The sequence below is a fragment of the Micromonospora sp. C81 genome, from assembly GCF_018070425.1.
GTDB classification, from domain to species: Bacteria; Actinomycetota; Actinomycetes; order Mycobacteriales; family Micromonosporaceae; genus Micromonospora; species Micromonospora zamorensis.
Map to the genome: position 1 here is coordinate 14,270 of NZ_JAGPXS010000009.1, position 25,652 is coordinate 39,921.

Below are 25,652 nucleotides of genomic sequence, written 5' to 3' on the forward strand. Positions count from 1 at the left end.
TTTGTACGTACAAAACTTGTTTGTCAATCGGTTCGCGAGAAGCCGCGCCGACTTTCTCGACGCGGCTTCAGGCAACGGTCAGCAGGTGATCAGGGCAACCAGTCCGGTCGCAGCGGATAGCCGTTCACACCGTCCGGGCCGTTGTGCGTGGCCAGCACCTGGTGCAGCTGGATGCCGTTGCGCTCGAACGCCATCCGCGACCCGGCCATGTACAGCCCCCACACCCGGGCGGTGCCCGCACCCACCTCGGACACACAGAAGTCCCAGTGCTCGACCAGGTTGCGACACCAGGCAGCCAGCGTCAGCGCGTAGTGCTGGCGCAGGTTCTCCTCGTGGTGCACCTCGAAGCCGGCGTCGTGCACCTCGCTGATCAACCGGCCCGGACCGGCCAACTCGCCGTCCGGGAAGACGTACCGGTCGATGAACGCGCCGGAGCGGTGCGGCGCCCGATTGTCCGCGCGGGTGATGCAGTGGTTGAGCAGGCGGCCGCCCTGCCGCAGCCGACTGCGCAACGCCCCGAAGTAGGCCGGATAGTTGCGCACCCCGATGTGCTCGGTCAGCCCGATCGAGGAGATGGCGTCGAACTGCTCCGGCGGCGCGTCCCGGTAGTCCAGGTGTCGCACCTCGGCCAGCCCGGTCAGCCCCTCCCGCTCGATCGCGGCCTGCGCCCACTGCGCCTGTGCCTGCGACAGGGTCACCCCGAGCGCCTTGACGCCGTACTCACGCGCGGCGTGCCGCACCATGCCACCCCAGCCGCAGCCCACATCCAGCAGCCGCATGCCCTTCTTGAGCCCCAGCTTGCCGGCGACCAGGTCATACTTCGCGGCCTGGGCCTGCTCCAGCGTGTCGTCCGGAGACCGGTAGACCGCGCAGGTGTACGTCATCGACGGGCCGAGCACCTTCTCGTAGAAGGCGTTGGAGACGTCGTAGTGGTGGGAGATCGCCGTGCTGTCGCGCACCCGGGAGTGCCGCATCCCGTTCATCACCCGCTTCCAGCGCGGCAACGCCTCCTGCGGTGGTGCCGGCGGCGGCATCAGCCGCTCCCAGCCCAGCCCACGCACCAGCGCGAGCCCCTCGGCCAGCGACGGTGGGCGCAACCGCAGCTCGTCCTTGAGCACCCGCAACGCCTCGTACGGGTCGCCCGGGTGCACGCCCTGCAACGCCAGGTCGCCACTGACGTAGGCCCGGGCCATGCCCAGGTCACCGGGCGCGGTGAGCAGATAGGACAAACCCCGCTCGGATTGGATCGCCAGGGTGATGCCCGCGTCGGACGGGCCGACGGAACTGCCGTCGTACCCGGTGATCCGCACCGGCAACGGCCCCGAGGTGACCGCGCGGATGACATCCGCCACAGTCGGACCCGTTTGCCGGCCCCCCGCCGGTGGGGTGGCGGGGACGCTCGCCGCCCCCTGATCTCTGTCGGTCAGGCTCATGCTCGTGCTACCGCCTTTTCGTACAGTCCCGTCAGCCGGTGGTCCGGGTCGTAGCGGTCTTTCACCGCGCGCCACGTGTCGCCGCCGTAGAGGCGATCGAAGGCGTCCCGGTCGTAGTACGCGTCGGAGTAGAGCGACTTGTGCCCGCCCGACTCCGACACCCTGCGTTCGATCGTGCGGTTGACGTCGCCGTCGGCGGCGCCCGGCGCGATCGGCACGCTCCCCCAGAACCCGATGTTGACGTAGTCCTGCCCCGGCCGGAGCGGATACAGCGGCCAGGACCGCGCCGAGCCGGGCCCCGCCGGCTCACGCAGTCGCAACGGACACAGCCACACCGGGTTCATCCCCACTGCGCTGGCGAACCACCGCAGGAAGTCAGCCGTCTCACCCAGCGGGATCTCCACGTCCTGCACGACCCGCTCCCGGGCCGGTTGCCCGCGCAGCCGGTCGATCCGGGCCGCCACCTGGTGTCGGTGCTCAAGACGGACCAGCCGGTGGTAGAAGTCGCTGCGCCGGTAACGCGCCGGCCAGAACCTGCGCATGACCGGGTGCTGCGCACCGAACGCCGCCGAGCACCAGAACCAGTCGGTGTCCCAGCGCCACAGATAGTCGTGCGCGGTGAGCACGTCGCGGGTGCGCTGGCGCAGCGACCGGTAGTAGATCGCCTGGCCGGTGTAGTCGCTGGGCGGGCCCGCCGCGTCGGTGAACGTGGCCAGCACCAGGTACGCCTCACCGGGGCTGAACATGACCCCGTCCATCGCGTCGACCGGCTCGCCGGCCCAGGATCGGGTCGCGGTCACCTCCGCGATCGCGTCGGTGAGCGCCTCCAGCTGGGTGAACCGGACGTTGCGCAACGCCACGTACCGGCCGACGGGTTGCAGCTCGATGCGCAGCCGGGTGGCGTAGCCGAGGCTGCCCAGCGAGTTGGGGAACGCGGCGAACAGGTCGGCGTGCTCCCCGTCGGGTCGGGCGGTGACGATCTCGCCGGAGCCGGTGAGCACGTCCAGCTCCCGGACCGACTCGTGCGGCAGGCCGTTGCGGAACGAGGTCGACTCGATCCCGAGGCCGGTCACCGCACCGCCCAACGTGATGGTGCGCAACTGTGGCACCACCAGCGGCATCAGCCCGTGTGGCAGGGTCGCGTCGACCAGGTCCTCGTACGTGCACATGCCCTGCACGTCGGCGGTGCGGCCGGTCGGGTCGACCGACAGCACGCCGTTCAGGCCACTCACGTCGAGCCCCGGAGTCCGGGGAGCGGACCGGGGGCGGAACAGGTTGGAAGTGCGTTTGGCCAGCCGGACAGGCTCGCCCGTGGGCACCGCGGCGTACGACCGTCGCAGCGTGTCCACCGCTTGATCATGGTCAATGGGGTGATCCACACGCTCAGCGCGCATGTGATCACCTTACGCTCGCGTTCCAAAAACCGTGGGATGTCAACGATGGCAGTTTCCCGTCCGCTGACCGGCTCGGCCGTTACCGTGGCGGGCATGCCATCGCCCGCGATCGCCGCCCTGGAAGCAGCCCAACTGCCATATCGGCTGGTCAGCCGCGGTGAGGCCGGCAGCCTCGCGGAGGCCGCTGCGGCCCAGGGTGTGGCCGTCGCCGATGTGGTGAAGACGATCGTGGTCCGCCGGAGTGCGGACGATCACCTGTTCGTGCTCACCCCCGGGGACCGGGTCGTCTCGTGGCCCAAGCTGCGCGCCCTGCTCGGGGTGCAGCGGCTGTCCATGCCCGACGCGGCGGGCGCACTGGCCGCCACCGGTTACGAACGCGGCACCATCACCCCGTTCGGCGCGAGCACGGCCTGGCCGGTGATCGCCGACGAGCGACTGCGCGGCCGGGAGATCAGTCTCGGCGCCGGTGAACGCGGCCTCGCCATCACCGCCGACGCCGATGCCGTGATCGCCGCCCTCGACGCCACAGTGGCCGACGTCACCGACCCGCAGCCCACCCGCTGAGCGCTGCCGACGTCACTGCCACGGCCTAGTGTTGGAGACATGCCAAAAGCCGTGTGGAACGACCTGGTCGTCGCCGAGAGCGACGACACCGTGCTGGTGGAGGGCAACCACTACTTCCCCCGCTCCGCCCTGCGCGACGACCTGATCCGGGAGTCCGCGACGCACACCGTCTGCCCGTGGAAGGGCACCGCCTCGTACTACACGCTGGAGCACGAGGGCAGCACCAGCGCGGACGCCGTCTGGTATTACCCGGAGCCCAAGCCGGACGCCGAGATGGTGCGTGACCGGGTGGCGTTCTGGAAGGACGTCCGGGTCGTCGACTGACCGCCGGGCTGGCTCCGGCGCGCCGCCGTGGGCGAGGATGACGCGTATGTCCGCGCCCCACGAACGCCCCGACCCCGCCGGCACCGTCTACGGCGGGCGACAGGCACGCCGCCCCGGGCCGCTGGCCGACCCGCTGCTGCGGGTCGCGGTGGCTGTCGGGGTCGTCGGCGCGCTCCTCGGGGTGGTCTTCGCCACCGGGCTGCTCGACGGGCAGGACGAGCAGCCCGTGCCGGCGACGGTCGGCGCGTCGTCCAGCGCCGCGGCGCCGACCGACCCGGCGGCTGACCCGAGCGCACCGGCCGAGCCGTCACCGACCCCGTCGGCGACCCCGGCCGGGCCACCCACCGGGCCCCGGGTGCTCCGGGTCGCCTCCGGGCTCTGCCTCGGGCTCGACGGCGACGGCGAGAAGGCCGGCGCCCAGTTGGCCGCGTGCAGCGGCGGCCCGGAGCAGCAGTGGGTGGTCAACCCGGTCGGCGCGGACGTGCTGACGTTGACCAACGCGGCCCACGGGCAGTGCCTGGACGTCGAGGGCGGCAGCCGGGACGACGGCGCACGGGTGATGCAGTGGCCCTGCCACGGCGAGGCCAACCAGCAGTGGCGGCTCACCGCGACCGGCACCGGCCCGGTGCTGCTGGTCGCGGCGCACAGCGGCAAGTGCGCGCAGGCCGACGACGACGGCGTCGAGGCGGGCGACGAGGTCCGGCAGCGGCCCTGCGACGGCCGGCCGGCCCAGCAGTGGACCGTGAGCTGACCGACCGCAGTCGCTGCCGCCGGCCCGGCCTCAGCCTCGGAAGCTCCACGCCTTCGGGGCGGTCGCGGCGGCCAGCACGGCCTCCGGCACCGGCCGGCCCGGTCGCCGACGCAGCAGCAACGACAGTCCGGCCGCGCCGATCGACAGCGCGCCCGCCACGTACCAGGCCATCGCGTAGTCGCCGAGCCGGTCGCGGACCAGCCCCGCACCGGTCGCCGCGACCGCCGCGCCGAGTTGGTGCGCGGCGAACACCCAGCCGAACACAACCGCTCCGGCGCCACCGAAGTACTCCCGGCACAACGCCACGGTCGGCGGCACGGTGGCCACCCAGTCCAGGCCGTAGAAGACGATGAACACCAGCATGGTCGGCTCGGCGGTGCCGGAGAACAGGCTCGGCAGCACCAGCAGGGACGCCCCACGCAGCGCGTAGTACATGCCGAGCAGCAACCGACTGTCCACCCGGTCGGTGAGCCAGCCGGAGGCGATAGTGCCGACAATGTCGAAGAGCCCAACCAGGGCGAGCAGCCCGGCCGCCGTGGTCTGGGCCATGCCGTGGTCGTGCGCCGCCGGCACGAAGTGGGTGCCGACCAGGCCGTTGGTCGTCGCGCCGCAGATCGCGAACCCCCCGGCCAGCAGCCAGAACGGGCGGGTCCGGGCCGCGGTCGCCAGCGCGCCCAGCGCCCGGGCCGCCGCGCCGCCGGTCGCCGGGGGCGCCGGGACGACCTCGTCCGCCCCGTAGGCGGGCAGACCGAGATCCGCCGGGTGCTCGCGCAGGAACCACACCACCAGGGGTACGACCGCCAGCGCGGCTCCGGCCACGACGAGTGCCGCCGTACGCCAGCCGTGGTCGCGCACCAGGATGGCGATCAGTGGCAGGAACACCAGTTGTCCGGCGGCCCCGCCGGCGGTCAGCACCCCGGTGACCAGGCCCCTTCGCCGGACGAACCAGCGCCCGGTGATGGTGGCCACGAACGCCAGCGCCATCGACCCGGTGCCCAGGCCGACCAGCACACCCCAGCAGAGCAGGAGCTGCCAGCTGGCGCTCATGAAGACAGTCAGCCCGCTGCCCGCGGCGACCAGCAGCAGCGCCACCGAGACCACCCGGCGGATGCCGAACCGGTCCATCAGGGCGGCGGCGAACGGCGCGGTGAGCCCGTAGAGCAGCAGGTTGACCGAGACGGCCGCGGAGATCGTGGCCAGTGGCCAGCCGAACTCCTCGTGCAGCGGGTGCAGCAGCACCGACGGGGTGGCGCGGAAGCCGGCAGCACCGACCAGCGCCACGAAGGCGACGGCGGCGACCAGCCAGGCGGGATGCAGACGGCGGTTCTTGGACACGGCACCAGTCTGGGCGGGGCCGTACGGCACGACGAGTGGCCGGAAAGCCATCATGCGCAATAATCGGGCCATGACCGTTCGCCCGCACCGGATCGCCGTACTCGCCCTGGACCACGTGGTCGGCCTGGACCTCGGCACCCCCGCGCAGGTCTTCAGCACCGCCCGGGCCGCCGACCAGACGCCGTTCTACGACGTGCGGGTGTGCACCCCGGGCGGGCGACCGGTGCGCAGCACCGCCGGCTTCCAGGTGGTCCCCGACCATGGTCTGGAACTGCTCGCCACCGCCGACACGGTGATCGTCCCGGGCATCCACGACGGCACTGCGTTGATCTCGGGCACCGTCGAGCCGGAGGTCGCCGAGGCGCTGCGTGGGGCACACGAGCGGGGTGTCCGGATCATGTCGATCTGCACGGGAGCGTTCGTGCTGGCCGCCGCCGGGCTGCTCGACGGGCGTCGGGCAACGACCCACTGGGCGTACGCCGAGCGGTTCCGCGGCCTGCACGGCCGGGTGGACCTCGACCCGGGCGTGCTCTTCATCGCCGACGATCAGGTGCTCACCTCGGCCGGGGTCGCTGCCGGCATCGACCTCTGCCTGCACGTCATCCGCCTCGACCACGGCAGCGAGGTGGCCAACCGGACCGCGCGGCGCTGCGTGATGCCGCCGTGGCGCGACGGTGGCCAGGCGCAGTACATCGAGCGGCCGGTGCCGAAGGCCACCGACACCAGCACCGCGAGCGCGCGGGAGTGGGCACGGCAGCGGCTGCACGAGCCGATCGCGCTGCGCGACCTGGCCGAGCAGGCGCGGATGAGCGTGCGCACCTTCACCCGGCGCTTCCGGTCCGAGACCGGCCTGAGCCCAGCCCAGTGGTTGCTGCAACAGCGCACCGACCACGCGCGACTGCTGCTGGAGACGACCGACCTCACCGTCGACCAGATCGCCCACCGCTCGGGGTTCGGCACCACCGCCGCCCTGCGCCAGCAGCTCCACCAACGCATCGGCGTAGCGCCCTCGACCTACCGCCGCACCTTCCACCCACGAAGCGAGCTGATCAGCGGCTGATCCCGCCAGGCACCCCCGCCACGCACCCGGGTGGTCCTGCCGCCGCGCGCCTGAAGCCACCGCCCAGGGCATCGCAACTTTGAGCGCGATGACTGTGAGGCATAAATATGACTCACAGGTATCACGCTCAACAGAGCGCGATGGCCGCCGCCCGCCTCAGGAGCGGAGCAGGTGCAGCTGGGCCTGGTGTTTGGGCAGGTGGACCCGGGTGTGCAGATCGAGGGTGCGGGACCACGGCAGCGACTCCTCGACAATGAGGTCGAAGCCCTCGCGCAGGTGAGTCTCGACCGGGGTCTCCGCCGCCAGGCCGAGCTGGTCGACCAGCCCGCACAAGCGGTCGCTGGTGCCGTGCAGCAGAGCCGTGAGACCCCGCAGACCACCCTGCTCGGCGGCCAGCGCGTCGAGCTGCGGACGGTGGAAGTCCTCCTCCATCTCGTAGTAGGCGAACGGCGACCCGGCCAGCAGCGCCTCGGTGGCCTGGATCATCAGCTCGTCGTTGGCGACCAGATGCGCGACGATCTGCTCGGCGCTGAGCTGCCCCTCCGGAGCCGGACCGAACCCGCCAGCGTCGACCTCCGCGAACAGGGCACCGTAAGCCCGCCGCATTCCCCCGCTCTCCATTCCCCCAGTCAACCCGCCCCGCCGGGAGTTAGCGGCGGGATTGGCGGGAGCGGAGGTAGTCGGAGACCACGTACTCGCCGAGGTCGTCGGTGTCCGGCGTGAACATCCGGCCCCGACTGCGGCGGGCCACCGCGTCCACGAAACGCCGCAGGCCCGGGTCGTCGCCGAGCATGAACAGGTTGAGCGTGGCGCCGTAGCGGCTCAGCCGGTCCACCTCGCGAACCGTCGCCTCGATCGTCTCCGGCAGCGGCGGCCAGTGGAACAGCGCCTCCCCGTCGTCCGGGTCGAGGTGGGCGGTCGGCTCGCCGTCGGTGACGACCAGGACCACCGGCTCGGCGTCCGGGTGTCGGCGCAGGTGCCGACCGGCCAACCGCAGCGCGTGCTGGAGATTGGTGCCCTGTTCCCCGTCCGGCTCGACAGCGGCCAGCTCCTGCTGGGTGAGCGTCGTCGCCTCCCGGCCGAAGCCCACGATCTGCAGGGCGTCCTGCGGGAAACGCGTCTCCATGAGGTGCGCCAGCGCCAGCGCCGTCTGCTTCATCGGCCCCCAACGACCCTGAGAGATCATCGAGTACGACAGGTCGACGCAGAGCACCACCGCCGCCGACGCCCGCTTCTCGGTCTCCACCACCTCGAAGTCGTCCACCGCGAGCTGCACCGGGACCGTCGGCCCGGCCCGGCTGACCGCCCGGGTCAACGTCCGGACCACGTCCAACGGCTGCTCGTCGCCGTACGCCCAGGGTCGTGACGCACCGCTGACCTCGCCGGCGGCCCCCGCCGAGCGCAGGTCGTGCTGGCCGCGCGGCCCGGCGGTCAGGTCGGAGAAGACCCGTCGCAGCGCGGTCCCGCCGAGCCGGCGCAGCGCCTTCGGGCTCAACGTGAGCCCTTCGGCGTCCCGGCTCACCCAGCCCTGCCGGCGAAGCTCCCGCTCCAGATCGCGCAGTCGGCGGACGTCGTCGGCGGCGTCCCGTCCCAGCGTCCGGGCCACCGCGTCGACGTCCACGTCGTCCAGGGTCGCCCCGGGGTGTTCCTGGTCGAGCTGGTCCAGCAGGTCGTCCAGGTCGCCGATCTCACCCAACGCGCCGGCCGCGTCGGCGTAGTCCAGTGGCTGGTCACCTCGGACCCGTTCGCCACGCCCCCAGCGCAGGTCGGGGCGCAGTGCCCGCAGGTTCGCGTCGAGCGCTGACAACTCCCCGGAGAGGCGGTCGCCGAGCGACTGCTGCATCAGACCGGCCAGCTCGGCGCGCTGCCGGTCGGAGAGCGAGTTCATCAGCCGCTCACCGGCCGCCGAGCGGCGGGCCAGCACGTCGATCAGCTCGTCGACCGTCTCCGGCTTCTCCGGGAAGAAGTCACCGTGTCTGCGCATGAACTCGGCGAACGCGTCGGTGGTGTCCTCCGCGCGACCGTGCCGGGCCAGCAGGTCGTTCAGGTCGCCCATCATCTCGGCGAGCCGCTGCTGGGCGGCCGGGTCGGCGGACGCGCGCACGGCGTCGCGCAGCCCGGCGAACCGCTGACCGAGCACGTCGTCGCGAAGTTGGTCGAGGATCTGCTGGTACGAGCGGCGGGCGTCGTCGCTCGCCCACTGGTAGCCGGACAGCTCCTCCACCGCCCGCGCGGTGGAACGGGGCAGGTTGTCCAGCACCGACTCGGCGAACCGCGCGGCGTCGTCGTCGCGCCCGCGCAACTCGTCCCGCTCGGCGGCGAGAGCCTGGTCGAGCAGAGCCTGGGCCCTGGTCACCGCGCCGTCCAGGTCACCGCGACGCAGCGCCTCCCGGCGCAGCCGCCGAGCCCGGGCAGCCAGGTCGTCCAGCCCACCCCGCCCCTGGGGGCCACGGCGCAGCAGGTCGCGCAGCGCCTCCCGCAGGCTTCCGCCGGCCAGCACCTCGGCGCCGACCGCGTCCACCGCCTCACGCACGTCGTACGGGGGTGCGAGCGGGTCGGGCCCGCCGTTCCACTGCCCGTACCGGAACCGGTTGCCGGCCACGGTCAGCCCCGGCCGCCGTAGACGGTGCGCCCGGAGTCGGTGACGTCCTTGCCGAGCCGGCGGGTCAGGTGCAGCCCTTCCAGCACGAACTCGACGGCAGCCGCCGCTTCCTCCGGGGTGGGCGCGTCGCCCAGGCCGAGCCGGTCGAGGACCTTCGCCAGGCCGGGCACGGTGCCGACCTGACGCAGCAGCTCGGAGGCGCTGACCAGCTCTCCGGTCTCGATCGCCGCGCCGTCCTCGACGAGCGCCGTGAAGCCGGACAGGTCCAGCCCGGCCAGGTGCGCGCGGAACGTCTCGGCGGTCGCGGTCCGCAGCAGGTGGGCGAGGACCTCGATCTCCCGCCCCTCCTCGCCGCTCTCGAACTCGACCTTGCCGCGCAGGGTGCTGGTCACCGACACGGCGTCGCCGACCCGGGCCACCGCCGCCTCGGGCCGCCCCTCCGGGGTGGCGGTGGCGGCGAGCAGACCGGCGCGGCGCAGCGCGGCGCCAGCGACCGTCTCGGCGGCGGCGATGGCGAACCGGGCGGAGACCCCGGAGCGCGGGTCCACCGACGGCGACTCCCGTACCGCCCGGGCGAAGCGGGCCAGCACCTCCAGGACGTGCTCCGGCACGGCGGCGACCAGGTCGGCCTCCTGGCGGATGAGGTCCAGCTCCAGGTCCAGGTCGAGGGGGTAGTGGGTGCGGATCTCCGCGCCGAACCGGTCCTTGAGCGGCGTGATGATCCGGCCCCGGTTGGTGTAGTCCTCCGGGTTGGCGCTGGCGACCAGGAGCAGGTCCAGCGGAAGCCGCAGCTGGTAGCCACGGACCTGGATGTCCCGCTCCTCCAGCACGTTGAGCAGCGCCACCTGGATCCGCTCGGCCAGGTCGGGCAGCTCGTTGACGGCGAAGATGCCGCGGTTGGTGCGCGGCACCAACCCGAAGTGGATGGTCTCCGGGTCGCCGAGGGTGCGGCCCTGGGCGATCCGGATCGGGTCCACGTCACCGATCAGGTCGCCGACGCTGGTGTCCGGGGTGGCGAGCTTCTCGCCGTAGCGCATCGAGCGGTGCAGCCAGCCGACCGGCTGGTCGTCGCCGGCCTCGGCGACCTGGGCACGGGAAGCCGGGGTGAGCGGGTGCATGGGGTGCTCGTTGAGCACCGAGCCAGGGATGACCGGGGTCCACTCGTCGAGCAGCGCGCCGAGTGCGCGGATCAGTCGGGTCTTGCCCTGGCCGCGCTCACCGAGCAGCACCATGTCGTGCCCGGCGAGCAGCGCCCGCTCGACCTCGGGCAGCACGCTGTCGTCGTAGCCGACGATGCCGGGGAAACGGGCCTCGCCGGAGCGCATCCGGGCGAGGAGGTTGTCGCGGAGTTCCTGCTTGACGGTGCGGTACTGGTGACCGGCCGCCCGAAGCGCGCCGAGCGTGCCGGGCAGGTCGGCCGGTGGAACCGGGATTACCGGGGTAGGCGCAGTCACCCGACCCACGCTAGCTCACCCCGGAGTCGACCTACGCCAATACGGAAAGTGATATCCGAGACGCCCTCTTGATGCGCCGATCGGCGGGCTGTGGCACGCCGTCTCCGCCCCTATACTCACGGTTAGCTCCGCCGTTTACGGCCGCCGAAAAATGGCCGTGGCCGACGGGGTCACGGCCCGGCCATCCGATGGTCAACCTCTCCCGGCGCGGAGGTGCGGTGCTGTACTTCTTCCTCAGTTACGCGAGGGGCGACGAGGACGCACTGGTCCAACGTCTTTACGAGGATCTCAGCGCAGAGGTACGGCTGATCGCGGGTCTGCCCCGCGACGAGCGGGTGGGTTTCGTCGATCGCACCATCCTGCTGGGCGAGCGGTGGCCGCAACGGCTGGTCGAGGCGCTGAGCACGTGCCGCTCCTTTCTCGCTCTGATGACGCCGAGATATTTCCAGAGCGAGCCCTGCGGCCAGGAATGGCGGATCTTTGCCGACCGCACTGCCCGCTACGACCAGCAGAACGGGGTGGACAGCTCGCTCCTCAAACCGCTGATGTGGATCCCGGCCCGACCCGGCCGCATCCATCCGGTCGCCTCCCCGCTGCAATATTCCTCCCACAGCCTGGGCGACCTCTATCAGCGGCTGGGGGTCCGGCAGCTGATGCGACTGCAACGGCACAGCGACGACTACCGCACGTTCCTCTTCGAACTGGCCAACCAGATCGTGTCCAGTGTGGAGGAGCATCCGCTGCCGGAGGGCCAGCGCACTATCGACCTGCGCGCCACGCCCAGCGCCTTCCACCAGGCGCCCGGGCAGCTCGCGGCGGACGTCGACCAGTTCGCACCGATGCTGGTCCACTTCATCGTCGCGGCGTCGCACCGGGACGAGATGAGCACGGTACGCCAACACGTGACCACGTACGGCAACCATGCGTTGGACTGGGCACCGTACGGGCCGCCGCTGCCCGATCCGGTCGTCGACTACGCCCGTGAGATCGCGGCCGACCACAGCTACCGGTCAACGGTGGTGGACCTGACGGAGCTGGCCCGCCGCGCCGAGCAGGCCGCCCGCTACAACCAGATCATGGTGCTGATCGTCGACGCCTGGCTGACCCGCCTGCCCGAGCAACGACAGTCGCTTGCCGCCCACGCCACTGCCGCCCTGCGCGACGGTGGCACCACGGCCGTGCTGATCCCGAGCAGCCGCGACGACACGGAGACCCGGGAGCACTGGCAGTCACTGTCGCGCGCGTGTCGGGAGATCTTCGACGACCTGGCCTCGGACGACGAGCTCTACCGGTCCAACATCCTCACCCACCGCGCCTTCCAGGAGGAGCTGCCGGAGGTCCTGGAGGTCGCTCGTAACCGGGTGTTCAGCCGAGGAGCGGTGCACCGGCCCCCCAGCCCCGCCACGGACACCCGACCACCACGCATCGACGGGCCCTGGGGCGCGGAGAGCGACGACACCACACCGGAGGACGGCCGTGACAACGAGCGCTGACCCGGGCATCACCGGCGATGGTGTCGAGGGTCGAATCATTACGTTCTACTCGTACAAGGGTGGCACCGGCCGCACCATGGCGCTCGCCAACGTCGCCTGGATCCTGGCGGCCAACGGCTACCGGGTGCTCGCTGTCGACTGGGACCTGGAATCCCCCGGTCTGCACAAGTATTTCCACCCGTTCCTCCTCGACAAGGATCTGCGGACGTCGACCGGGATCATCGACATGGTCCGTGACTACGCCGAGGCGGTCGTTCGACCGTTGGAGGAGACGGAGGACGAGGACTGGCTCGGCAGCGCCGCCGACGTGCTGCACCACGCCGTCTCGCTGCACTGGGATTTCCCCGCTCCCAACGCGGCCGTCCGGCCTTCTGCGGGTCCGACCCCAAAGGGCAGCCTGGACCTGTTACCCGCCGGCCGACAGGACACGGCATACACAAAGGCCGTGAGCACCTTCGACTGGCAGGCGTTCTTCGAGAAGCTGGGCGGCAACAGCTTCCTCGACGCACTGGCCGCCAGCATGCGGGACAACTACGACTACGTGCTGATCGACAGCCGGACCGGCGTCAGCGACGGTGCGGGCATCTGCACCGTGCGGCTGCCCGACGCCGTGGTCACCTCCTTCACGCTCAACGACCAGAGCATCGACGGAGCTGCCGGCGTCACCCGCTCCATCATCCGGCAGCGCGGCGACCGACCGGTCCGAATCCTGCCGGTCCCGATGCGGGTGGACAACGCCGAGCAGCTCAAGTTGGAGGCGGGCCGGGACCACGCGCGCCGCCGCTTCGCGCCCCTGCTGCCCCGGACTTCCGTAGAGGAGAGCGACCGGTACTGGGGTGAGATCGAGATCCCCTACCAGCCCTACTACGCGTACGAGGAGATCCTGGCGGGGTTCGGCGACCGGGCCCACCATGAGGGCACGCTGCTCGCCGCCTACGAGCGACTGACCAAGGCGATCACCGAGGACTCGGTCGACAGCCTGCCAGCCATGGAGGATCGGCTGCGCCGTCAGTGGTTGGCCAAGTTCGAGAGGCAACGCATCTCCGGTGCCGCACCGGACGTCTTCGTCAGCTACGTCTCCCTCGACCGGTCCTGGGCCGAATGGGTCCGCGACGAGCTCCGTTCGGCGGGGCTGCGTACGGTGATGCGAGAGGTCGACTTTCCGGCCAGCCCTGTCGAGGGGACGTCGACGGCCGTCGGTTTCAAGGACGCGGCCCGGCTGGTGGTGCTGCTGTCCCAGGAATACATGCATTCGTCGAACGCCAGCGAGTTGTGGTCCCAGGCCACCAGCTACGAGTCGGGCAGCGGCGGCAACTTCCTGGTGCCCGTCCGGTTGGACAATTCCCGGGCGCCTGCGGTGTTCCTGGAACGCGTTCCGGTGGACCTGGTGGGCGCCACGCAGGAGGAGGCCGCCACCCGTCTGCTTGAGGCCCTGGACCATCCCGCCCGCCCGGCGACCGACCCGGAGGGTGCCGGGCAGCGACGGCGGTTCCCCGGCAACGAGCCACCGGTCTGGCGGGTGCCGTTGCCGCGTAACGTCCAGTTCGTCGGCCGCAGCCGACTCCTGGAGGAGATGCGCGACTGGCTGTCGTCGGCCGAGGCCCGGCACACCCCGCTCGCACTGCACGGTCTGGGTGGCGTCGGCAAGAGCCAGATCGCCCTGGAATACGCCTACCGCTTCCGCGCCGAGTACGACGTCGTCTGGTGGATCTCCGCGCAGCAACCGAGCGTCATGCGGCTCGCTCTGGCCTCGCTCGCCGACCGGCTGGCGGACAAGGCGGACACACCCCTCGGGGGCAACGTCGCCGAGCGGGTCCAGTGGGTGCTGGACGCCCTGCGCCGGGGTGACCCCTTCCGGCGGTGGCTGTTGGTGCTCGACAACGCCGACGACCCCGCTGAGTTGCACGACCTGATGCCGCAGGGGCCTGGCCACGTGCTCGTCACCACCCGCAACCACGTCTGGGCGCGGCACGCCCGCAATTTCGAGGTGGGTGCCTTCGACCGCGCGGAGAGCACCGCGTTGTTGCGTCGGCGAATCCCACGCCTGCCCCTGGCTGATGCCGAGATGGTCGCTGACCGCCTGGGCGACCTGCCGCTCGCCGTCGAGCAGGCGGGAGCATGGCTCGCCACCACAGGCGAATCAGCCGTCCAGTATCTGCAGCGACTGCGCCGGTATCTGCCAGGCATGCTCTCCGACGAGCTCCCCACCGACTATCAACAGACCGGCGCGGAGCCGTGGCTCGTCTCCCTGGAGAGCCTGCGGGAGCGCAATCCGGCGGCGGCGAAGCTGCTGGAGGTCTGCGCCTTCTTCGCCGCCGAGCCGATCCCGATGTCGCTGCTCTACGACGACAGTTTCATCAACGTGCTTCTCCCCTACGATCCGTCGGTACGGGATCCCCTGCTCATGGGGCGCGCGCTGCGGGATGTCGGCCGGTACGCGCTGGCGCGCATCGACAGCGTGCGCGGCGGGCGCGGGCGCACTCCGGACCGCGGTGACGACGGCAACCAGACCAGCCTCCGCATGCACCCACTGGTGCAGGAGCTGATCCGGGAGTCCATGTCCGACGAGGCCAAGGCGGAGAACCGGCGTCACGTGCACGCGATCCTCGCCGCCGCCAACCCGAAGGACCCCGACCAGCCCCGCAACTGGCCGATCTACGCGGATCTCTGGCCACACCTGCTGCCGTCGAAGACCCTCAACTCGCCCCAGCCGGAGGTCCGACAGCTGTTGCTCGACGTGGCCCGCTACATGTGGACACGGGTCGACTTCGCCACCTGCTCCGAGCTGGCCGAGAAGGCGATCGAGGCGTGGCGGGCGGAGCATGGCGCTGACGACCCGCCGACCCAGATGATGCGCTTCCACCTCGCCAACGCGCTGCGCCTCGAGGCGCAGTACCAGGCCGCGTACGACATCGATCAGGACGTGTACCAGCGGCTCTCCGACACGCTCGGCGAGGACCACGAGTACACGGTGATCGTCGCGGGCAGCCTCGCCGCGGACCTGCGCGCGCTCGGGTTCTTCGAACGGGCGCGCGAGTTGGACACTCGCACGGAGGAACTGGCCCGCGAGGTGTTCGGCGAGGAACACCCACGGGCGTTGATCGCCGCGCACAACCTGGCCCTGTCGCTCCGGCTGGTCGGCGATCTGCGTGGGGCGTTGCGGCTCAACGAACGCACCTTGGCCCGCCGCCGCGACACGCTCGGTCCGATGCACCCGTACACCCTCTTCTCGGAGGGGCAGTACGGCCGCGACCTGCGCGACACGGGCGACCTCACCGAGTCCCGCCGGGTCCTGGAGGCAGCGGTGGAGGCGGACCGGGAGGTGCTCGGCGAGGAGGACAGCGAGACGCTACGGGTAGCCAAGAACTACGCGGTGACCCTCCGCAAGTTGGGCGAGTTCGAGCGGGCCCACGGGTTGAGCGCGGACGTGCTGGTCCGTTCCCGCCGCCGGCACGGCCCCGATCATCCGGACGTGCAGGCTGCCGCGATGAATCTGGCCTGTGACGAATCCGCTCTGGAGGACGACGCGGGCGCGCTTCGCCGGGCACGGCCGGTATACCGGTGGTATCGGGACGCGATGGGCGAGGACCACCTGTTCACCCTGGCGTACGGCAACAACCTGGCGATCTTCCTCCGGAAGGCTGGGGATCTGGAGGCGGCCTTCACGCTGTCCGACGAGGTCGTCAACCGTTTCACCGAACGGGTCGGCGCGGACCATCCGTACACGCTGGCCGCGAACATCAACCTCGCCAACTGCTGGTACGTGCGTCGGGAGTTCGCGGCGGCCCTCGCCGCCGACCAGGACTGTTACGAGCGGGCGCAGCGCATCCTCGGGCCGTCCCACCCGGACACCCTCGCGGTGGCGAACAACCTGGCCACCAGTCTGAGTGTCGCCGGAGACCACCGAGGTGCCCGCACTCTGCGTGACGCGGTGATGCCCCTCTTCCGCCGCGTCCTGGGTGACAGCCACCCGAACACCATCGCCCTGGTCGAGGCGAACCGCCTCAACTGCGATCTGGAACCGCCACCGACGTAGACGACGCGCCACCGTGCTCGATGCCCGCTGCCGCCACGCAGGTGACCGGAGCAAGCCAGCGGGCCAGTTCGAGTGGATCCTCCGGGTGCCCGGCCGCGCGCAGCCGCAGGTACACCGCTCGGCACAGCTCCGGGTCGGCGCCGCCGGTCTTCTGCGCCGCAGTCAGGCGCTGCTCGGCGAGGGCCAGGCCGACCCAGGCGGAGAGCTGCTCCGGATCAGCGCACACCTGCCCGCGGTAGCTCTCGCGGGCGGCGAGGTCATCCCCGGCGGCGAGGGCCAGGTCACCGTCGGACGCCATGGGCAGTGCGTCGACGAGGCGTTCCGCGCCGGTGCGCAGCCGCATGAACCGCTCCGGATCGCTCAACCGCAGCCGCACCAGATCGAGCCGTGGGCTGAGGCTCAGCCATCGACCGTCGGCCGGTTCCACCCGCAGCGTGACGATGGCGGCGGGGCACGGCAGGCCGGCCGCGCGGGCGGCGGCGAGCTGGTGGACGGCGTCCGGATCCGGCCGGCGGTTCCGCAGTCGCCAGACCGTCCAGTGGTCCTCGGCGGCCTCCCTGGCGAGCTCGGCCGCCCCCGGGTCCACCGGGTCCCGCCAGTCGTCGATGACCCGCCGCAGACCGGTGACGAATTCGCGGCCGGCCGCGGTCAGACGGCCGAAGGACTCGATGTCCGCGCAGGTGCGGGACACGCGGTCGCGCCAGCGAGCGAATTCCACCTCGGCCAACCGGGCCGGGCCACCACTGCGTAACGCACGACGCCCCCGCCAGAACTCGGTCACCGCGATGAAGGCGTAGACACCCTGGAGGACGGCGCCGAGAGGACGCGGATCGTCGCGCCAGGGGGCGTAGTAGTAGCGCCGGTCGTCACGGTCGTAGAGGGGCTCGACGTCGATCGTCGCTCCGAGCTTGGCGTGCTGGAACTCGTGCAGCAGGCCGAGCGCGAACGCCTCCCCGTCGATCGGACGGGTCATCGAGACCGACCCGAAGGCGTCCATGCTGGTGACGTTGACCCCGGCGCTGACCGAATCGGCCAGCAGCGGCACGAGGCAGCGCAGGCCCTCGGCGATCGCCTCGGCGTGCCGACGGTGGTGACGCACCAGCATCGGCCAGGCCTCGTCGAGCAGCCGTTGCCACTCGGACACCTCGGCGGGCGTGAGCCGGTCCGCGGCGCACAGCTGGTGCCGGTCCCGGTACGGGTCGAGATCGTCGAGAGTGATCCGCAGCGTCAACCCGTCTGCGGTGCTGCACAGTCGGTGCAGGCCGGACCAGCCGTCGGTCTCCGCACCCGGCCCAGCGTCCGGCGGAGGAACCAGCGACACCGTGACCGGCCCGACCAGGAGCTGCGACCCCGCCCGTTTGATGGTCACCCGCTGCACGTCCCCCACCCGCGCGAGCCCGAGCGTGGGCAGGTAGACGACCCCGTCGCGCGGCGTGACGCTGAGCTCGAAGTCCATTCCGGCCCGGAGGGCCGCCACCGCGGCGATCGACCCGAGCGGGGTCAGCTCGGCTTCGACGGGCCACTCGGGTGCGGCCTCCACCACCAACCCGCCGGTCGTCCGGCCGACTGCCGCGGCGGACGCCGAACCGGACGGCATCGGCGTACGCAGTCGCCGCAGCGCGGTGGCCAACCAGGCACCGGTGTGCGGCAGGGCCAGCACCGCCGGCCCCGCCTCGGGCGACCGGTCCGCCGCCGTGGCCCACAGCGCGAAGTGTCGGGCGGTCTCCTCCGAATCGACGGTGTCGAGGAGCGCGCGCAGCTGAAGCATGCGTTTGCTGACCTGACCGTCACGCAGCAGACGGATCGTCCTCCGGTCACCGAGGCCAGCCGCGAGCGCCGCGAGGTCGTCGGGGGCGAGCCGGTGGTATCCCGTCACGACCGCTCCCGGGGCATGGCTGCCAGGTCCGCTCGCAGGCGTCGTTCCACATGGGCGATGAGCAGCAGAAGATCGGGGCAGTAGACGGACGGGTTGGTGAAGCTTCCCTCCCGGTACCGATGGGGATAGTTGCCGGCACCGCAGACCCGGTGCACGGGGCACGCTCGGCAGGAGGCGGCGAGGGCCTCAACTCCCACCTGGCGGGCGATGACGGCGGGGTGCCGCAGCACATCGTCGAGGGAGTCGGTGAAGACGGTCAGGTCGGTGCCGACCGCGCCGGGGTACGTGGAGCGCAGGGTGTCGACCTGCTCGTACGCCCCGTCGGTGTTGACCACCACTGCGGCCACCGGGCTCAGCCCGAGGGACTCGGTCCGGCTCCGCCCTCCGAACAGCAGATTGATGAGTTCTTCGAAGAGACGCACCCGGGTCAGCCGGGGCGAGGTGTCGTACCAGGCATCGAAGGCGGCGGCCAACCAGGTGCCGTAAGGGCTCGGGCCGTCACCCCGCCGCGGCGGCGCCTCCCAGTTGGCGTGCGGGAGCAGGAAGTCCACCATCGGCGGCCGGTACGACACCAGCGTCTCGTAGGTCTGTCGCGGATCGGCGGCGAGGTCCACGACGCAGAGCACACCCGCGTACGAGTCGGGCCGCTCGGCGAGCAGGCGCAGGGCGCGGTCGACCTCGTCGTAGCTGCTGCGACCGGACGCGTACCGCCGGTGCCGGTCGTTCGACGTCCGGTCTCCGTCCAGACTCACGCCCACCCGCACCCGGGCGTCGGCCAGCAGGGAGAGAGCGTGTGGAGTCAGGAGGGTGCCGTTGGTCTGCACACTGACCTGGGCCTGCGACGGCGCGACCGCCTCCTGGAGCCGGTCCGCCATCCGGACCAGGTTGGGAGCGCCGACCAGGAGCGGTTCACCGCCGTGCAGGACGATCCGCACATCGGTCTGGTCGTGGGCGCGGACGTGTTCACGTATCCGCTGGCAGGCGTGGTCGAAGATCGCCGGGGCCATCAGCAGGGGGTCGGAGAGGGCGCTGCGGTCCGCCAGTTCGTACATGTAGCAGTAGTCGCAGGCCAGGTTGCACCTGCTGTGGACCTTGAGGATGAACTCCGAGAACGGGACGGGCCGCGGGCGGGCTGCGACGCCGCCCTCGGCTACCGTGACGGTCCCCGTCATGCCGCGCCCGCCGCCCGGCATCCTCACATCGCCGAGTTCCACCCGGCGACCGCCTCCTGGGGGCGGTCGATCTCGTCGAGGATTCGGCGTAGCGAGTGGGCGAACACCGACTGGTCCAACTCCTGAAGATCAGCCAGGCTCACGTCACTGAGGTCCACGAGGGTGCCCTGCGGTGCGCCATCGGTCGTATCCATCATGATCCGTCCACCCGCGAAAAGGACTCGCGCCCGAGTGAGCAATGAATTGTGCGGAAACCGTCGGGCCGAGACCCGTCACGTAACGCCGACCCCGCCGACGAACCGGGTCATCCTAGCGGCCTCACGCTGATTGCGCGGTGGGTCGGGCGGGTCATCCGGTTCAACGCCACAGTGCGGTCCGCAGACATTGTTCTCGGCCATCCGGCCATCCAAAATCCGGCGTCCGGGCGGGAAGCACCATCGATCCGGTGACCGGGCGCGGCGACATGTCGGATCAACCCCGACCGCAGCGGCGGCAGGCTCCGCGGCGGCGCAGGTGGTACGCGTACGTGGCGACGCCGAGCGCCACGCCCCACAGCGGCCAGAGCAGCATCGGCGCCCCGGTCAGGCTGAGCCCGCCGGTGAGTTCCCAGAATTTCGGGTTGCTGAGCAGTCCGAACGAGGCCGCGGTCACCGCGATGGCGACGAGGGTGGCCGGCACCACGGCCAGCGTCACCGGCACCCGACGACCGGCCAGGCCGAGCATCCAGCGGGGGAACCGCTCGCCCCAGCGCTGCACCAGCCCGAGGGTGAGGATCGCGCCGACGGTGGCGAACGCGCCCAGCCCGAACCCGGCCCACACCAGCCCGCTGTCCTGCATCTCGGTGAGGAACTCCCGGGAGATGCCGAGCGGGATGCCGGCCGCCCAGGCGAACCGGGTCAGCGCGTACGTGAACGGGATGACGGCGGCGGTGCCGGCGGCCCACCGGCCCCAGCGGGCGGCGGCGGCCGGGGTGGTCCACCCTCGGTCGGTGTGGTCGCGACCGCAGCCCACGCAGGCCGCGGCGGTGCGGCGCTGCCAGGCGAGCACCGCCCCGGCCAGCAGCAGCCCGCCGGCCAGCGCGGCGAACCGGGCGAACAGCGCCCAGTTGAAGATGTCGGCGTAGTCGACCGGCGGCCAGCCGAACGGCGCACCGACGATCAGTATCGGCAGGTAGCCGAGGATCACCAGCACCCGGACGTCCGGCACGACCACGGCGAGCACGAACGCCACCGCCCAGCCGTAGCCGGCGAGCAGCGTGCGTAGCGGGCCGGCGGGGCGGACGGCGGGGCGGCTCATGGCCAGTGCGGCCACCGCGGCGGTCAGTAGTACGCCGGCGAAGAGCGGGGTGGCCAGGTCCACCGGCACCAGGCGCAGCAGGTTGACGTCGCCGCCGTTGCTGTCGTTGGCGCCGAACGGGTAGCCGGCGCCGGTGAGGGTGCCGACAAGGGCGAGCACACCCCACAGGCCGAGCCAGCCGGCGGCCAGTGGGGCCAGCCGATCGGGCCAGCGGGAGTCGGATCGAGGCGGGGAGGCAGTGATCGTTGTCATGCTCACAGCCTCGACAAACGACAGCCGGATTCCCTCCCGGCCGGCGGTGAATCCGCTCCCCCGGTGGAGGGACCGGTCAGAACGACGGAGGGACCGTTCAGCCGGACGGGGTGACGAAGCCGGACTCGTAGGCGGCGATGACCGCCTGCGTACGGTCGCGGACGCCCAGCTTGGCCAGCACGTTGCCGACGTGCGTCTTGACCGTCTCCACACCGACCACCAGGTGCGCGGCGATCTCCGGGTTGGACCGGCCGGTGGTCATCAACCGCAGCACCTCGGCCTCCCGGTCGGTGAGTCGGGCGGCGCGCAGCTGGTCGCCGCCGGCCGGCCCGTACGCCCCGACGAGCTGGCGGATGGCGGCCGGGAAGAGCAGCGACTCCCCCGCCGCGACCACCCGGACGGCCTCCACCACCTCGGCGGGCCGGGCCCGTTTGAGCAGGAAGCCGGAGGCCCCGGCGCGCAGCGCCTCGTAGACGTACTCGTCGTTGGCGAACGTGGTGACGACGAGCACCCGGGGTGGGTCGGCGGAGGTGGCCAGCAGGTGTCGGGTGGCCTGGATGCCGTCGATGCCGGGCATCCGTACGTCCATCAGCACCACGTCGGGTCGGTGCCGGGCGACCAGCGGCGGCACCTCGGCGCCGTCGGCGGCCTCGGCGAGCACGCTCAGGTCGGGTTGGGCGTCGATGATGGCCCGCAGCCCGATCCGGATCAGCTCGTCATCGTCGACGATGAGCACGCCGGTGGTCATCGCGTCTCCTCGTAGGGCAGGCGGGCCCGGATCAGCCAGCGGTCACCGTCCGGTCCCACGGTGATGCCGCCGCCGAGCAGCAGCACCCGCTCCCGCATGCCGTCCAGGCCTCGACCGCCGCGCCCCGGATGAGCCCGCTCGGGGCGGCGGCGCACCCCGTTGACCAGCTCCAACTCCAACGCCCCCGGGTGCAGGTCCAGCCGCAACGTCACCGGCCCCTCGCCGTACCGGGCGGCGTTGGTCAGTCCTTCCTGGACGATCCGGTAGCCCTCCCGGGAGACCGCCGCGGGCACTCGCGCCGGGTCGCCGACGCGATGCGCGTGCACGGCCAGCCCGGCCGCGCGGGCGTCGGTGACCAGACGGTCCAGGTCGGCGAGGGTACGCTGCGGCGCCACCACGGGTCGCTCGTTGCCGCCTTCCCGGAGCAGCCCGAGCACGTGGTCCAGTTCGTCCATCGCGGTCCGTCCGGTCTCCTCGATGGCGGTGAGCGCCCGCCGGACGAACTCCCTGTCGGTGTCGAGGACCTCGCGGGCGGCACCGGCCTGGAGGGTGGCCACGGTCAGGGCGTGACCGATCGAGTCGTGCAGCTCCCGGGCCAGTCGGTTGCGTTCGGCGAGCCGGATGGCCTGCGCCTCCAGGGCGGCGATGCGCTCCGCCGGGGCGGGGCCGAGCAGCACCGGCGCCATCGAGCCGGCGAGCGCGCCGAGCCCGGCGACGGCGTAGCCGAGGCCGACCAGCAGGGCCACCCCGCTCACTGTCAGCCAGCCGCTGTCCCGCCCGTCCAGCGGCCCGAACCGTTCTCGGCTGGTCAGCTCGGTGCCGATGCCGAACTGCTGAGCGATGAACGCCAGCGCCATCGGCAGGGCGCTGAACAGCGCGACCATCACCAGCGCGCCGACGATGAGGTGGGTGGCGATCCAGAGCGCGCTGCGCAGCCGGGTCTCCCGGTCGGCCGTGTGCCCCGGCGCCGGTTCGGGCAGGTCGATGCCGAGCAACGCCCGTACGGCGGCGATCTCCAGAGCCCGGCTGCCATCCAGCAGCAGCGGGACCACGGCGATCAGCGCCGCGATCACCAGCAGCGCGTAGACCAGTGGGCGGGGGATCTCCGAGTCGGCGAGCAGTTGGGCGAAGGTCACCGCGAGGACCCCGTACGGCAGGGCCAGCACGCCGCCGAGCAGCAGGAACACGCCGCGTCGCCAGGTGGTGCCGGCGACCAGCGGGGTCAGCACCGCTCGGAGGGTCACCTCGTCATTCTCATGCCGGAACCAGGCTCGGCGACTCCCCCGTGCCGGGGAGATCTCAGCGGTGGTCGGCCACGTACTGCTGGGGGTCCTTGTCGCGGAACGGCAGGTTGCGGCCGTTCTTGTGCTCGCCGTAGAAGGTCAGCCAGCGTTGGCCCAGCTCGGCGCGGAGCTCGGTGCTGGCGTGCCGGCGGAAGTCGGGCAGCGCCTCGTCCTCCTCCTCGGCGAGGTGCTCGCTGTTCTCCCGGCGGGCGGTGCCGACCGCCTCCCACCACTGCTCCGAACCGACCGGGTGCAGTTTCGCCTCGGCGATGGCGTCCCGGATCTTGTTGTGGTCACCGATCGCGTCGGCGGTCTCGTCCTCGCCGTCGTCGCCGTGTTTGACCAGGTGCGGGTAGAGGATCGCCTCCTCCGCCTCGGCGTGGATGTCCAGGTGCAGGGCGAGAGCGTCCCAGATGGCGAGCATCTCCTGCTCGTCGCGGGCGTCGTCGAGGCGGGCGAAGCCGCGCCGGAAGGCGGCGTGGTCGTCCAGGATCAGTGCGGTGATGTCGTCCACTGTGCTCACTTCTCCGTAGGGCTGGCGAACCGGGCACGCACCATCGCCGGCATCGCGGCGAGGCCGGTGACCGGGCGGAAGCGTTTCGCGGTCTCGGCCAGTGCCGCGTACTCGTCGTCGGCGAGGTCGATGTCCGCGGCGGCGGCGTTGCGTTCCATCTGTTCCACCCCGGAGGCCCCGGGAATGGCGAGCACGTTCGGGTGGCGCAGCAGGTAGGCCAGCGCGATCTGACTGGGGGTGGCGTCGTGCGCGTCGGCCACCTGGCGCAGGGTGTCGATCAGGACCGCGCCACGTTCCAGGTTTTGCGGCAGGAAGTACGGGTTGGCCCGCCGGACCGCGCCGCTCGGTGGGTTCTTCGCGTCGTACCGGCCGGAGAGGAAGCCCTGCGCCAGCGGGCTGTACGCGATGACCACCCGACCGGCCTGCCGCGCGTACGGCAGCAGATCCTGCTCAGGTGCGCGGTCCAGCATGCTGTAGCGGACCTGGTTGCTGAGCACCCGCCGGCCGAGCGCCGCCTCGGCGACCTGCCAGCGGCGCAGCCCGTAGTTGCTGACCCCGACCTCGCTGACCAGCCCGACGTCCTGCAACGCCCGCATGCCGCGCATGGTGGTGTGGTCGGCGACCAGCGGGTTGGGCTGGTGCACCTGGTAGAGGTCGATGCTGGTGACGCCGAGCCGGGCCGCCGAGGCGACCGCCCGCTGCTGCACCACGGCGGCCACCGGCAGGACCGGGAAGATCTTGGTGGCGACCACCATCTTGGGCCGGTCGTCGCCGAGGGCGGCGCCGAGGATCCGTTCGCTGCGCCCGAAGCCGTAGATCTCCGCGCTGTCGAACACCGTCACACCCAGCTCCACGGCCCGCCGGACGATCTGCGCCGCCTGCTTCTCGAAGGCCGGGCCGTAGCCCCATTCCCGGGAGCCGAACTGCCAGGTGCCCAGCCCGATCTTGGACAGCGGTTTGGGGGTGTCGAGAGCAATGAAACGCATGGCGTCGAAACTACCCCGATGTCCTGGTTCACACGCGCGATCACCGCCAGCGCGAGCCAGAGTTAGGCTCATGATCGTGACCTACCTCGCCGCGGATGACCGCTACGACTCCATGACCTACCGGCGCAGCGGGCGCAGTGGCCTGCGGCTGCCCGCCGTCTCCCTCGGGCTCTGGCACAACTTCGGCCCGGACCGCCCCTTCGAACGGCAGCGCGACATCGTCCGGCGCGCCTTCGACCTGGGTGTCACCCACTTCGACCTGGCCAACAACTACGGCCCACCGCCCGGTTCGGCGGAGGAGAACTTCGGCCGGATGCTCGCCACCGACCTGAGGGCGTACCGGGACGAGCTGGTCATCTCCAGCAAGGCCGGCTACCTCATGTGGCCCGGCCCGTACGGCGAGTGGGGCTCCCGCAAGAACCTGATCTCCTCGCTGGACCAGTCGCTGGGCCGGATGGGGCTGGACTACGTCGACATCTTCTACTCGCACCGGTTCGACCCGGACACCCCGCTGGAGGAGACGATGGGCGCGCTGGACGCGGTCGTCCGCTCCGGCAAGGCGCTCTACGTCGGCATCTCGAACTACAACTCCGAGCAGACCGCACGGGCTGCCGCGATCCTGCGCGACCTGGGCACGCCGCTGCTGATCAACCAGCCGTCATACTCGATGCTCAACCGCTGGACCGAGTCCGACGGCCTGCTCGACACGCTGGAGCAGGTCGGCGCGGGTTGCATCGCGTACAGCCCGCTCGCCCAGGGCCTGCTGACCGATCGCTATCTGGGTGGCATCCCGGCGGACTCCCGGGTGCGCACCAGCGTCTTCCTCAACGAGAGCGACCTCAGCGAGGAGAAGATGGCCACCATCCGAGGGCTCGGCGCGGTCGCCGAGCGGCGCGGGCAGTCCCTCGCGCAGCTGGCGCTGGCCTGGGCCCTGCGCGACCCGCGGATGACCAGCCTGATCATCGGGGCGAGCAGCGTCGAGCAGCTGGAGACCAACATCGCCGCGCTCGACAACCTCGACTTCACCGCCGACGAGTTGGCCGAGATCGAGCAGCACCTGAGCTGAACACCGCCGGGCT

21 protein-coding genes are annotated in these 25,652 nt (G+C 71.6%); 7 read left to right on the forward strand and 14 right to left on the reverse strand.

Annotated features, from left to right (window positions below):
- Positions 1-89: 89 nt before the first annotated feature.
- Both KBX46_RS16600 and KBX46_RS16605 read right to left on the reverse strand, forming a co-directional pair.
- A complete protein-coding gene (locus KBX46_RS16600; protein ID WP_099850773.1) occupies positions 90-1,433 on the reverse strand; it encodes a class I SAM-dependent methyltransferase in 1,344 nt (447 codons plus the stop codon).
- Complete coding sequence (locus KBX46_RS16605; protein WP_099850771.1) at positions 1,430-2,827, reverse strand: FAD-binding oxidoreductase; 1,398 nt, start codon at positions 2,825-2,827, stop codon at positions 1,430-1,432. The genes KBX46_RS16600 and KBX46_RS16605 overlap by 4 nt, the downstream gene beginning before the upstream one ends.
- Positions 2,828-2,920: 93 nt before the next feature.
- Here KBX46_RS16605 and KBX46_RS16610 point away from each other — a divergent pair, with 93 nt between their 5' ends.
- The 3 genes from KBX46_RS16610 to KBX46_RS16620 are packed head-to-tail and all read left to right on the forward strand — an operon-like array spanning position 2,921 to position 4,466.
- A complete protein-coding gene (locus KBX46_RS16610; protein ID WP_210793160.1) occupies positions 2,921-3,391 on the forward strand; it encodes an aminoacyl-tRNA deacylase in 471 nt (156 codons plus the stop codon).
- A gap of 39 nt (positions 3,392-3,430) precedes the next feature.
- Positions 3,431-3,715 carry a DUF427 domain-containing protein gene (locus KBX46_RS16615; RefSeq protein WP_074317101.1) on the forward strand — a complete coding sequence of 95 codons (285 nt, stop codon included), beginning with the start codon at positions 3,431-3,433 and terminating at the stop codon, positions 3,713-3,715.
- Positions 3,716-3,761: 46 nt separating this feature from the next.
- Positions 3,762-4,466 carry an RICIN domain-containing protein gene (locus KBX46_RS16620; protein WP_141907997.1) on the forward strand — a complete coding sequence of 235 codons (705 nt, stop codon included), beginning with the start codon at positions 3,762-3,764 and terminating at the stop codon, positions 4,464-4,466.
- Positions 4,467-4,496: 30 nt separating this feature from the next.
- Here the strand turns inward: KBX46_RS16620 and KBX46_RS16625 are convergent, their stop codons facing one another.
- Positions 4,497-5,852 carry an MFS transporter gene (locus KBX46_RS16625; RefSeq protein ID WP_247667663.1) on the reverse strand — a complete coding sequence of 452 codons (1,356 nt, stop codon included), beginning with the start codon at positions 5,850-5,852 and terminating at the stop codon, positions 4,497-4,499.
- A 1-nt stretch (position 5,853) separates the two neighbouring features.
- On the opposite strand from KBX46_RS16625, the gene KBX46_RS16630 reads away from it, so the two are divergent.
- Entirely contained in the window at positions 5,854-6,861 is a 1,008-nt protein-coding gene (locus tag KBX46_RS16630) for a GlxA family transcriptional regulator (RefSeq protein ID WP_210793162.1), read from the forward strand.
- Positions 6,862-7,017: 156 nt separating this feature from the next.
- Here KBX46_RS16630 and KBX46_RS16635 read toward each other — a convergent pair whose 3' ends face one another.
- The 3 genes from KBX46_RS16635 to KBX46_RS16645 are packed head-to-tail and all read right to left on the reverse strand — an operon-like array spanning position 7,018 to position 10,926.
- Positions 7,018-7,482, reverse strand: coding sequence for a hypothetical protein (locus KBX46_RS16635; RefSeq protein ID WP_088946350.1), 465 nt, complete (start codon positions 7,480-7,482; stop codon positions 7,018-7,020).
- A 28-nt stretch (positions 7,483-7,510) separates the two neighbouring features.
- Positions 7,511-9,463, reverse strand: a complete 1,953-nt coding sequence (locus tag KBX46_RS16640; RefSeq protein ID WP_210793163.1) for a VWA domain-containing protein — start codon at positions 9,461-9,463, stop codon at positions 7,511-7,513.
- Between the two features lie 2 nt (positions 9,464-9,465).
- The gene (locus KBX46_RS16645; protein ID WP_210793164.1) at positions 9,466-10,926 is read right to left on the reverse strand and encodes a sigma 54-interacting transcriptional regulator; all 1,461 of its coding nucleotides are present in this window, start codon (positions 10,924-10,926) and stop codon (positions 9,466-9,468) included.
- Between the two features lie 209 nt (positions 10,927-11,135).
- On the opposite strand from KBX46_RS16645, the gene KBX46_RS16650 reads away from it, so the two are divergent.
- Together KBX46_RS16650 and fxsT are read left to right on the forward strand one after the other, a co-directional pair.
- Positions 11,136-12,410, forward strand: a complete 1,275-nt coding sequence (locus KBX46_RS16650) for a TIR-like protein FxsC (RefSeq protein ID WP_210793165.1) — start codon at positions 11,136-11,138, stop codon at positions 12,408-12,410.
- The gene (fxsT, locus tag KBX46_RS33125) at positions 12,394-16,446 is read left to right on the forward strand and encodes an FxSxx-COOH system tetratricopeptide repeat protein (protein WP_210793166.1); all 4,053 of its coding nucleotides are present in this window, start codon (positions 12,394-12,396) and stop codon (positions 16,444-16,446) included. The genes KBX46_RS16650 and fxsT overlap by 17 nt, the downstream gene beginning before the upstream one ends.
- Here fxsT and KBX46_RS32545 read toward each other — a convergent pair.
- The 8 genes from KBX46_RS32545 to KBX46_RS16695 all read right to left on the reverse strand — a co-directional run bounded on the left by KBX46_RS32545 (position 16,415) and on the right by KBX46_RS16695 (position 24,573).
- Positions 16,415-18,322 carry an HEXXH motif domain-containing protein gene (locus KBX46_RS32545; protein WP_210793167.1) on the reverse strand — a complete coding sequence of 636 codons (1,908 nt, stop codon included), beginning with the start codon at positions 18,320-18,322 and terminating at the stop codon, positions 16,415-16,417. The two genes, fxsT and KBX46_RS32545, sit on opposite strands and share 32 nt — an antisense overlap.
- On the reverse strand, positions 18,319-19,494 hold the full coding sequence (locus tag KBX46_RS16665; protein ID WP_210793168.1) for an FxsB family cyclophane-forming radical SAM/SPASM peptide maturase: 1,176 nt from the start codon (positions 19,492-19,494) through the stop codon (positions 18,319-18,321). The genes KBX46_RS32545 and KBX46_RS16665 overlap by 4 nt, the downstream gene beginning before the upstream one ends.
- Positions 19,495-19,517: 23 nt before the next feature.
- Entirely contained in the window at positions 19,518-19,691 is a 174-nt protein-coding gene (gene fxsA, locus KBX46_RS16670) for an FxSxx-COOH cyclophane-containing RiPP peptide (protein ID WP_088946343.1), read from the reverse strand.
- A gap of 274 nt (positions 19,692-19,965) precedes the next feature.
- Positions 19,966-21,042, reverse strand: coding sequence for a hypothetical protein (locus KBX46_RS16675; RefSeq protein ID WP_210793169.1), 1,077 nt, complete (start codon positions 21,040-21,042; stop codon positions 19,966-19,968).
- A gap of 97 nt (positions 21,043-21,139) precedes the next feature.
- Positions 21,140-21,790, reverse strand: a complete 651-nt coding sequence (locus tag KBX46_RS16680) for a response regulator transcription factor (RefSeq protein WP_088946341.1) — start codon at positions 21,788-21,790, stop codon at positions 21,140-21,142.
- Positions 21,787-23,034 (reverse strand): histidine kinase, encoded by a 1,248-nt coding sequence (locus KBX46_RS16685; protein WP_210793170.1) that lies wholly within the window; start codon positions 23,032-23,034, stop codon positions 21,787-21,789. Before KBX46_RS16685 ends, KBX46_RS16680 begins: the two co-directional genes overlap by 4 nt.
- Before the next feature lie 55 nt (positions 23,035-23,089).
- Positions 23,090-23,587, reverse strand: coding sequence for a hemerythrin domain-containing protein (locus tag KBX46_RS16690; protein ID WP_307871287.1), 498 nt, complete (start codon positions 23,585-23,587; stop codon positions 23,090-23,092).
- A 5-nt stretch (positions 23,588-23,592) separates the two neighbouring features.
- The gene (locus KBX46_RS16695; RefSeq protein WP_099850749.1) at positions 23,593-24,573 is read right to left on the reverse strand and encodes an aldo/keto reductase; all 981 of its coding nucleotides are present in this window, start codon (positions 24,571-24,573) and stop codon (positions 23,593-23,595) included.
- Between the two features lie 70 nt (positions 24,574-24,643).
- Here KBX46_RS16695 and mgrA point away from each other — a divergent pair, with 70 nt between their 5' ends.
- The gene (gene mgrA / locus KBX46_RS16700; RefSeq protein ID WP_088946337.1) at positions 24,644-25,639 is read left to right on the forward strand and encodes an L-glyceraldehyde 3-phosphate reductase; all 996 of its coding nucleotides are present in this window, start codon (positions 24,644-24,646) and stop codon (positions 25,637-25,639) included.
- The last annotated feature ends 13 nt before the right edge of the window (positions 25,640-25,652 follow it).

Bases quoted from the DNA above. Each gene is read 5' to 3' on its own strand.
- KBX46_RS16600 (WP_099850773.1), bottom strand. From the start codon at position 1,433: ATGAGCCTGACCGACAGAGATCAGGGGGCGGCGAGCGTCCCCGCCACC.
- KBX46_RS16605 (WP_099850771.1), bottom strand. From the start codon at position 2,827: ATGCGCGCTGAGCGTGTGGATCACCCCATTGACCATGATCAAGCGGTG.
- KBX46_RS16610 (WP_210793160.1), top strand. From the start codon at position 2,921: ATGCCATCGCCCGCGATCGCCGCCCTGGAAGCAGCCCAACTGCCATAT.
- KBX46_RS16615 (WP_074317101.1), top strand. From the start codon at position 3,431: ATGCCAAAAGCCGTGTGGAACGACCTGGTCGTCGCCGAGAGCGACGAC.
- KBX46_RS16620 (WP_141907997.1), top strand. From the start codon at position 3,762: ATGTCCGCGCCCCACGAACGCCCCGACCCCGCCGGCACCGTCTACGGC.
- KBX46_RS16625 (WP_247667663.1), bottom strand. From the start codon at position 5,852: ATGGCTTTCCGGCCACTCGTCGTGCCGTACGGCCCCGCCCAGACTGGT.
- KBX46_RS16630 (WP_210793162.1), top strand. From the start codon at position 5,854: ATGCGCAATAATCGGGCCATGACCGTTCGCCCGCACCGGATCGCCGTA.
- KBX46_RS16635 (WP_088946350.1), bottom strand. From the start codon at position 7,482: ATGGAGAGCGGGGGAATGCGGCGGGCTTACGGTGCCCTGTTCGCGGAG.
- KBX46_RS16665 (WP_210793168.1), bottom strand. From the start codon at position 19,494: ATGACGGGGACCGTCACGGTAGCCGAGGGCGGCGTCGCAGCCCGCCCG.
- fxsA (WP_088946343.1), bottom strand. From the start codon at position 19,691: ATGATGGATACGACCGATGGCGCACCGCAGGGCACCCTCGTGGACCTC.
- KBX46_RS16675 (WP_210793169.1), bottom strand. From the start codon at position 21,042: ATGACAACGATCACTGCCTCCCCGCCTCGATCCGACTCCCGCTGGCCC.
- KBX46_RS16680 (WP_088946341.1), bottom strand. From the start codon at position 21,790: ATGACCACCGGCGTGCTCATCGTCGACGATGACGAGCTGATCCGGATC.
- KBX46_RS16695 (WP_099850749.1), bottom strand. From the start codon at position 24,573: ATGCGTTTCATTGCTCTCGACACCCCCAAACCGCTGTCCAAGATCGGG.
- mgrA (WP_088946337.1), top strand. From the start codon at position 24,644: ATGATCGTGACCTACCTCGCCGCGGATGACCGCTACGACTCCATGACC.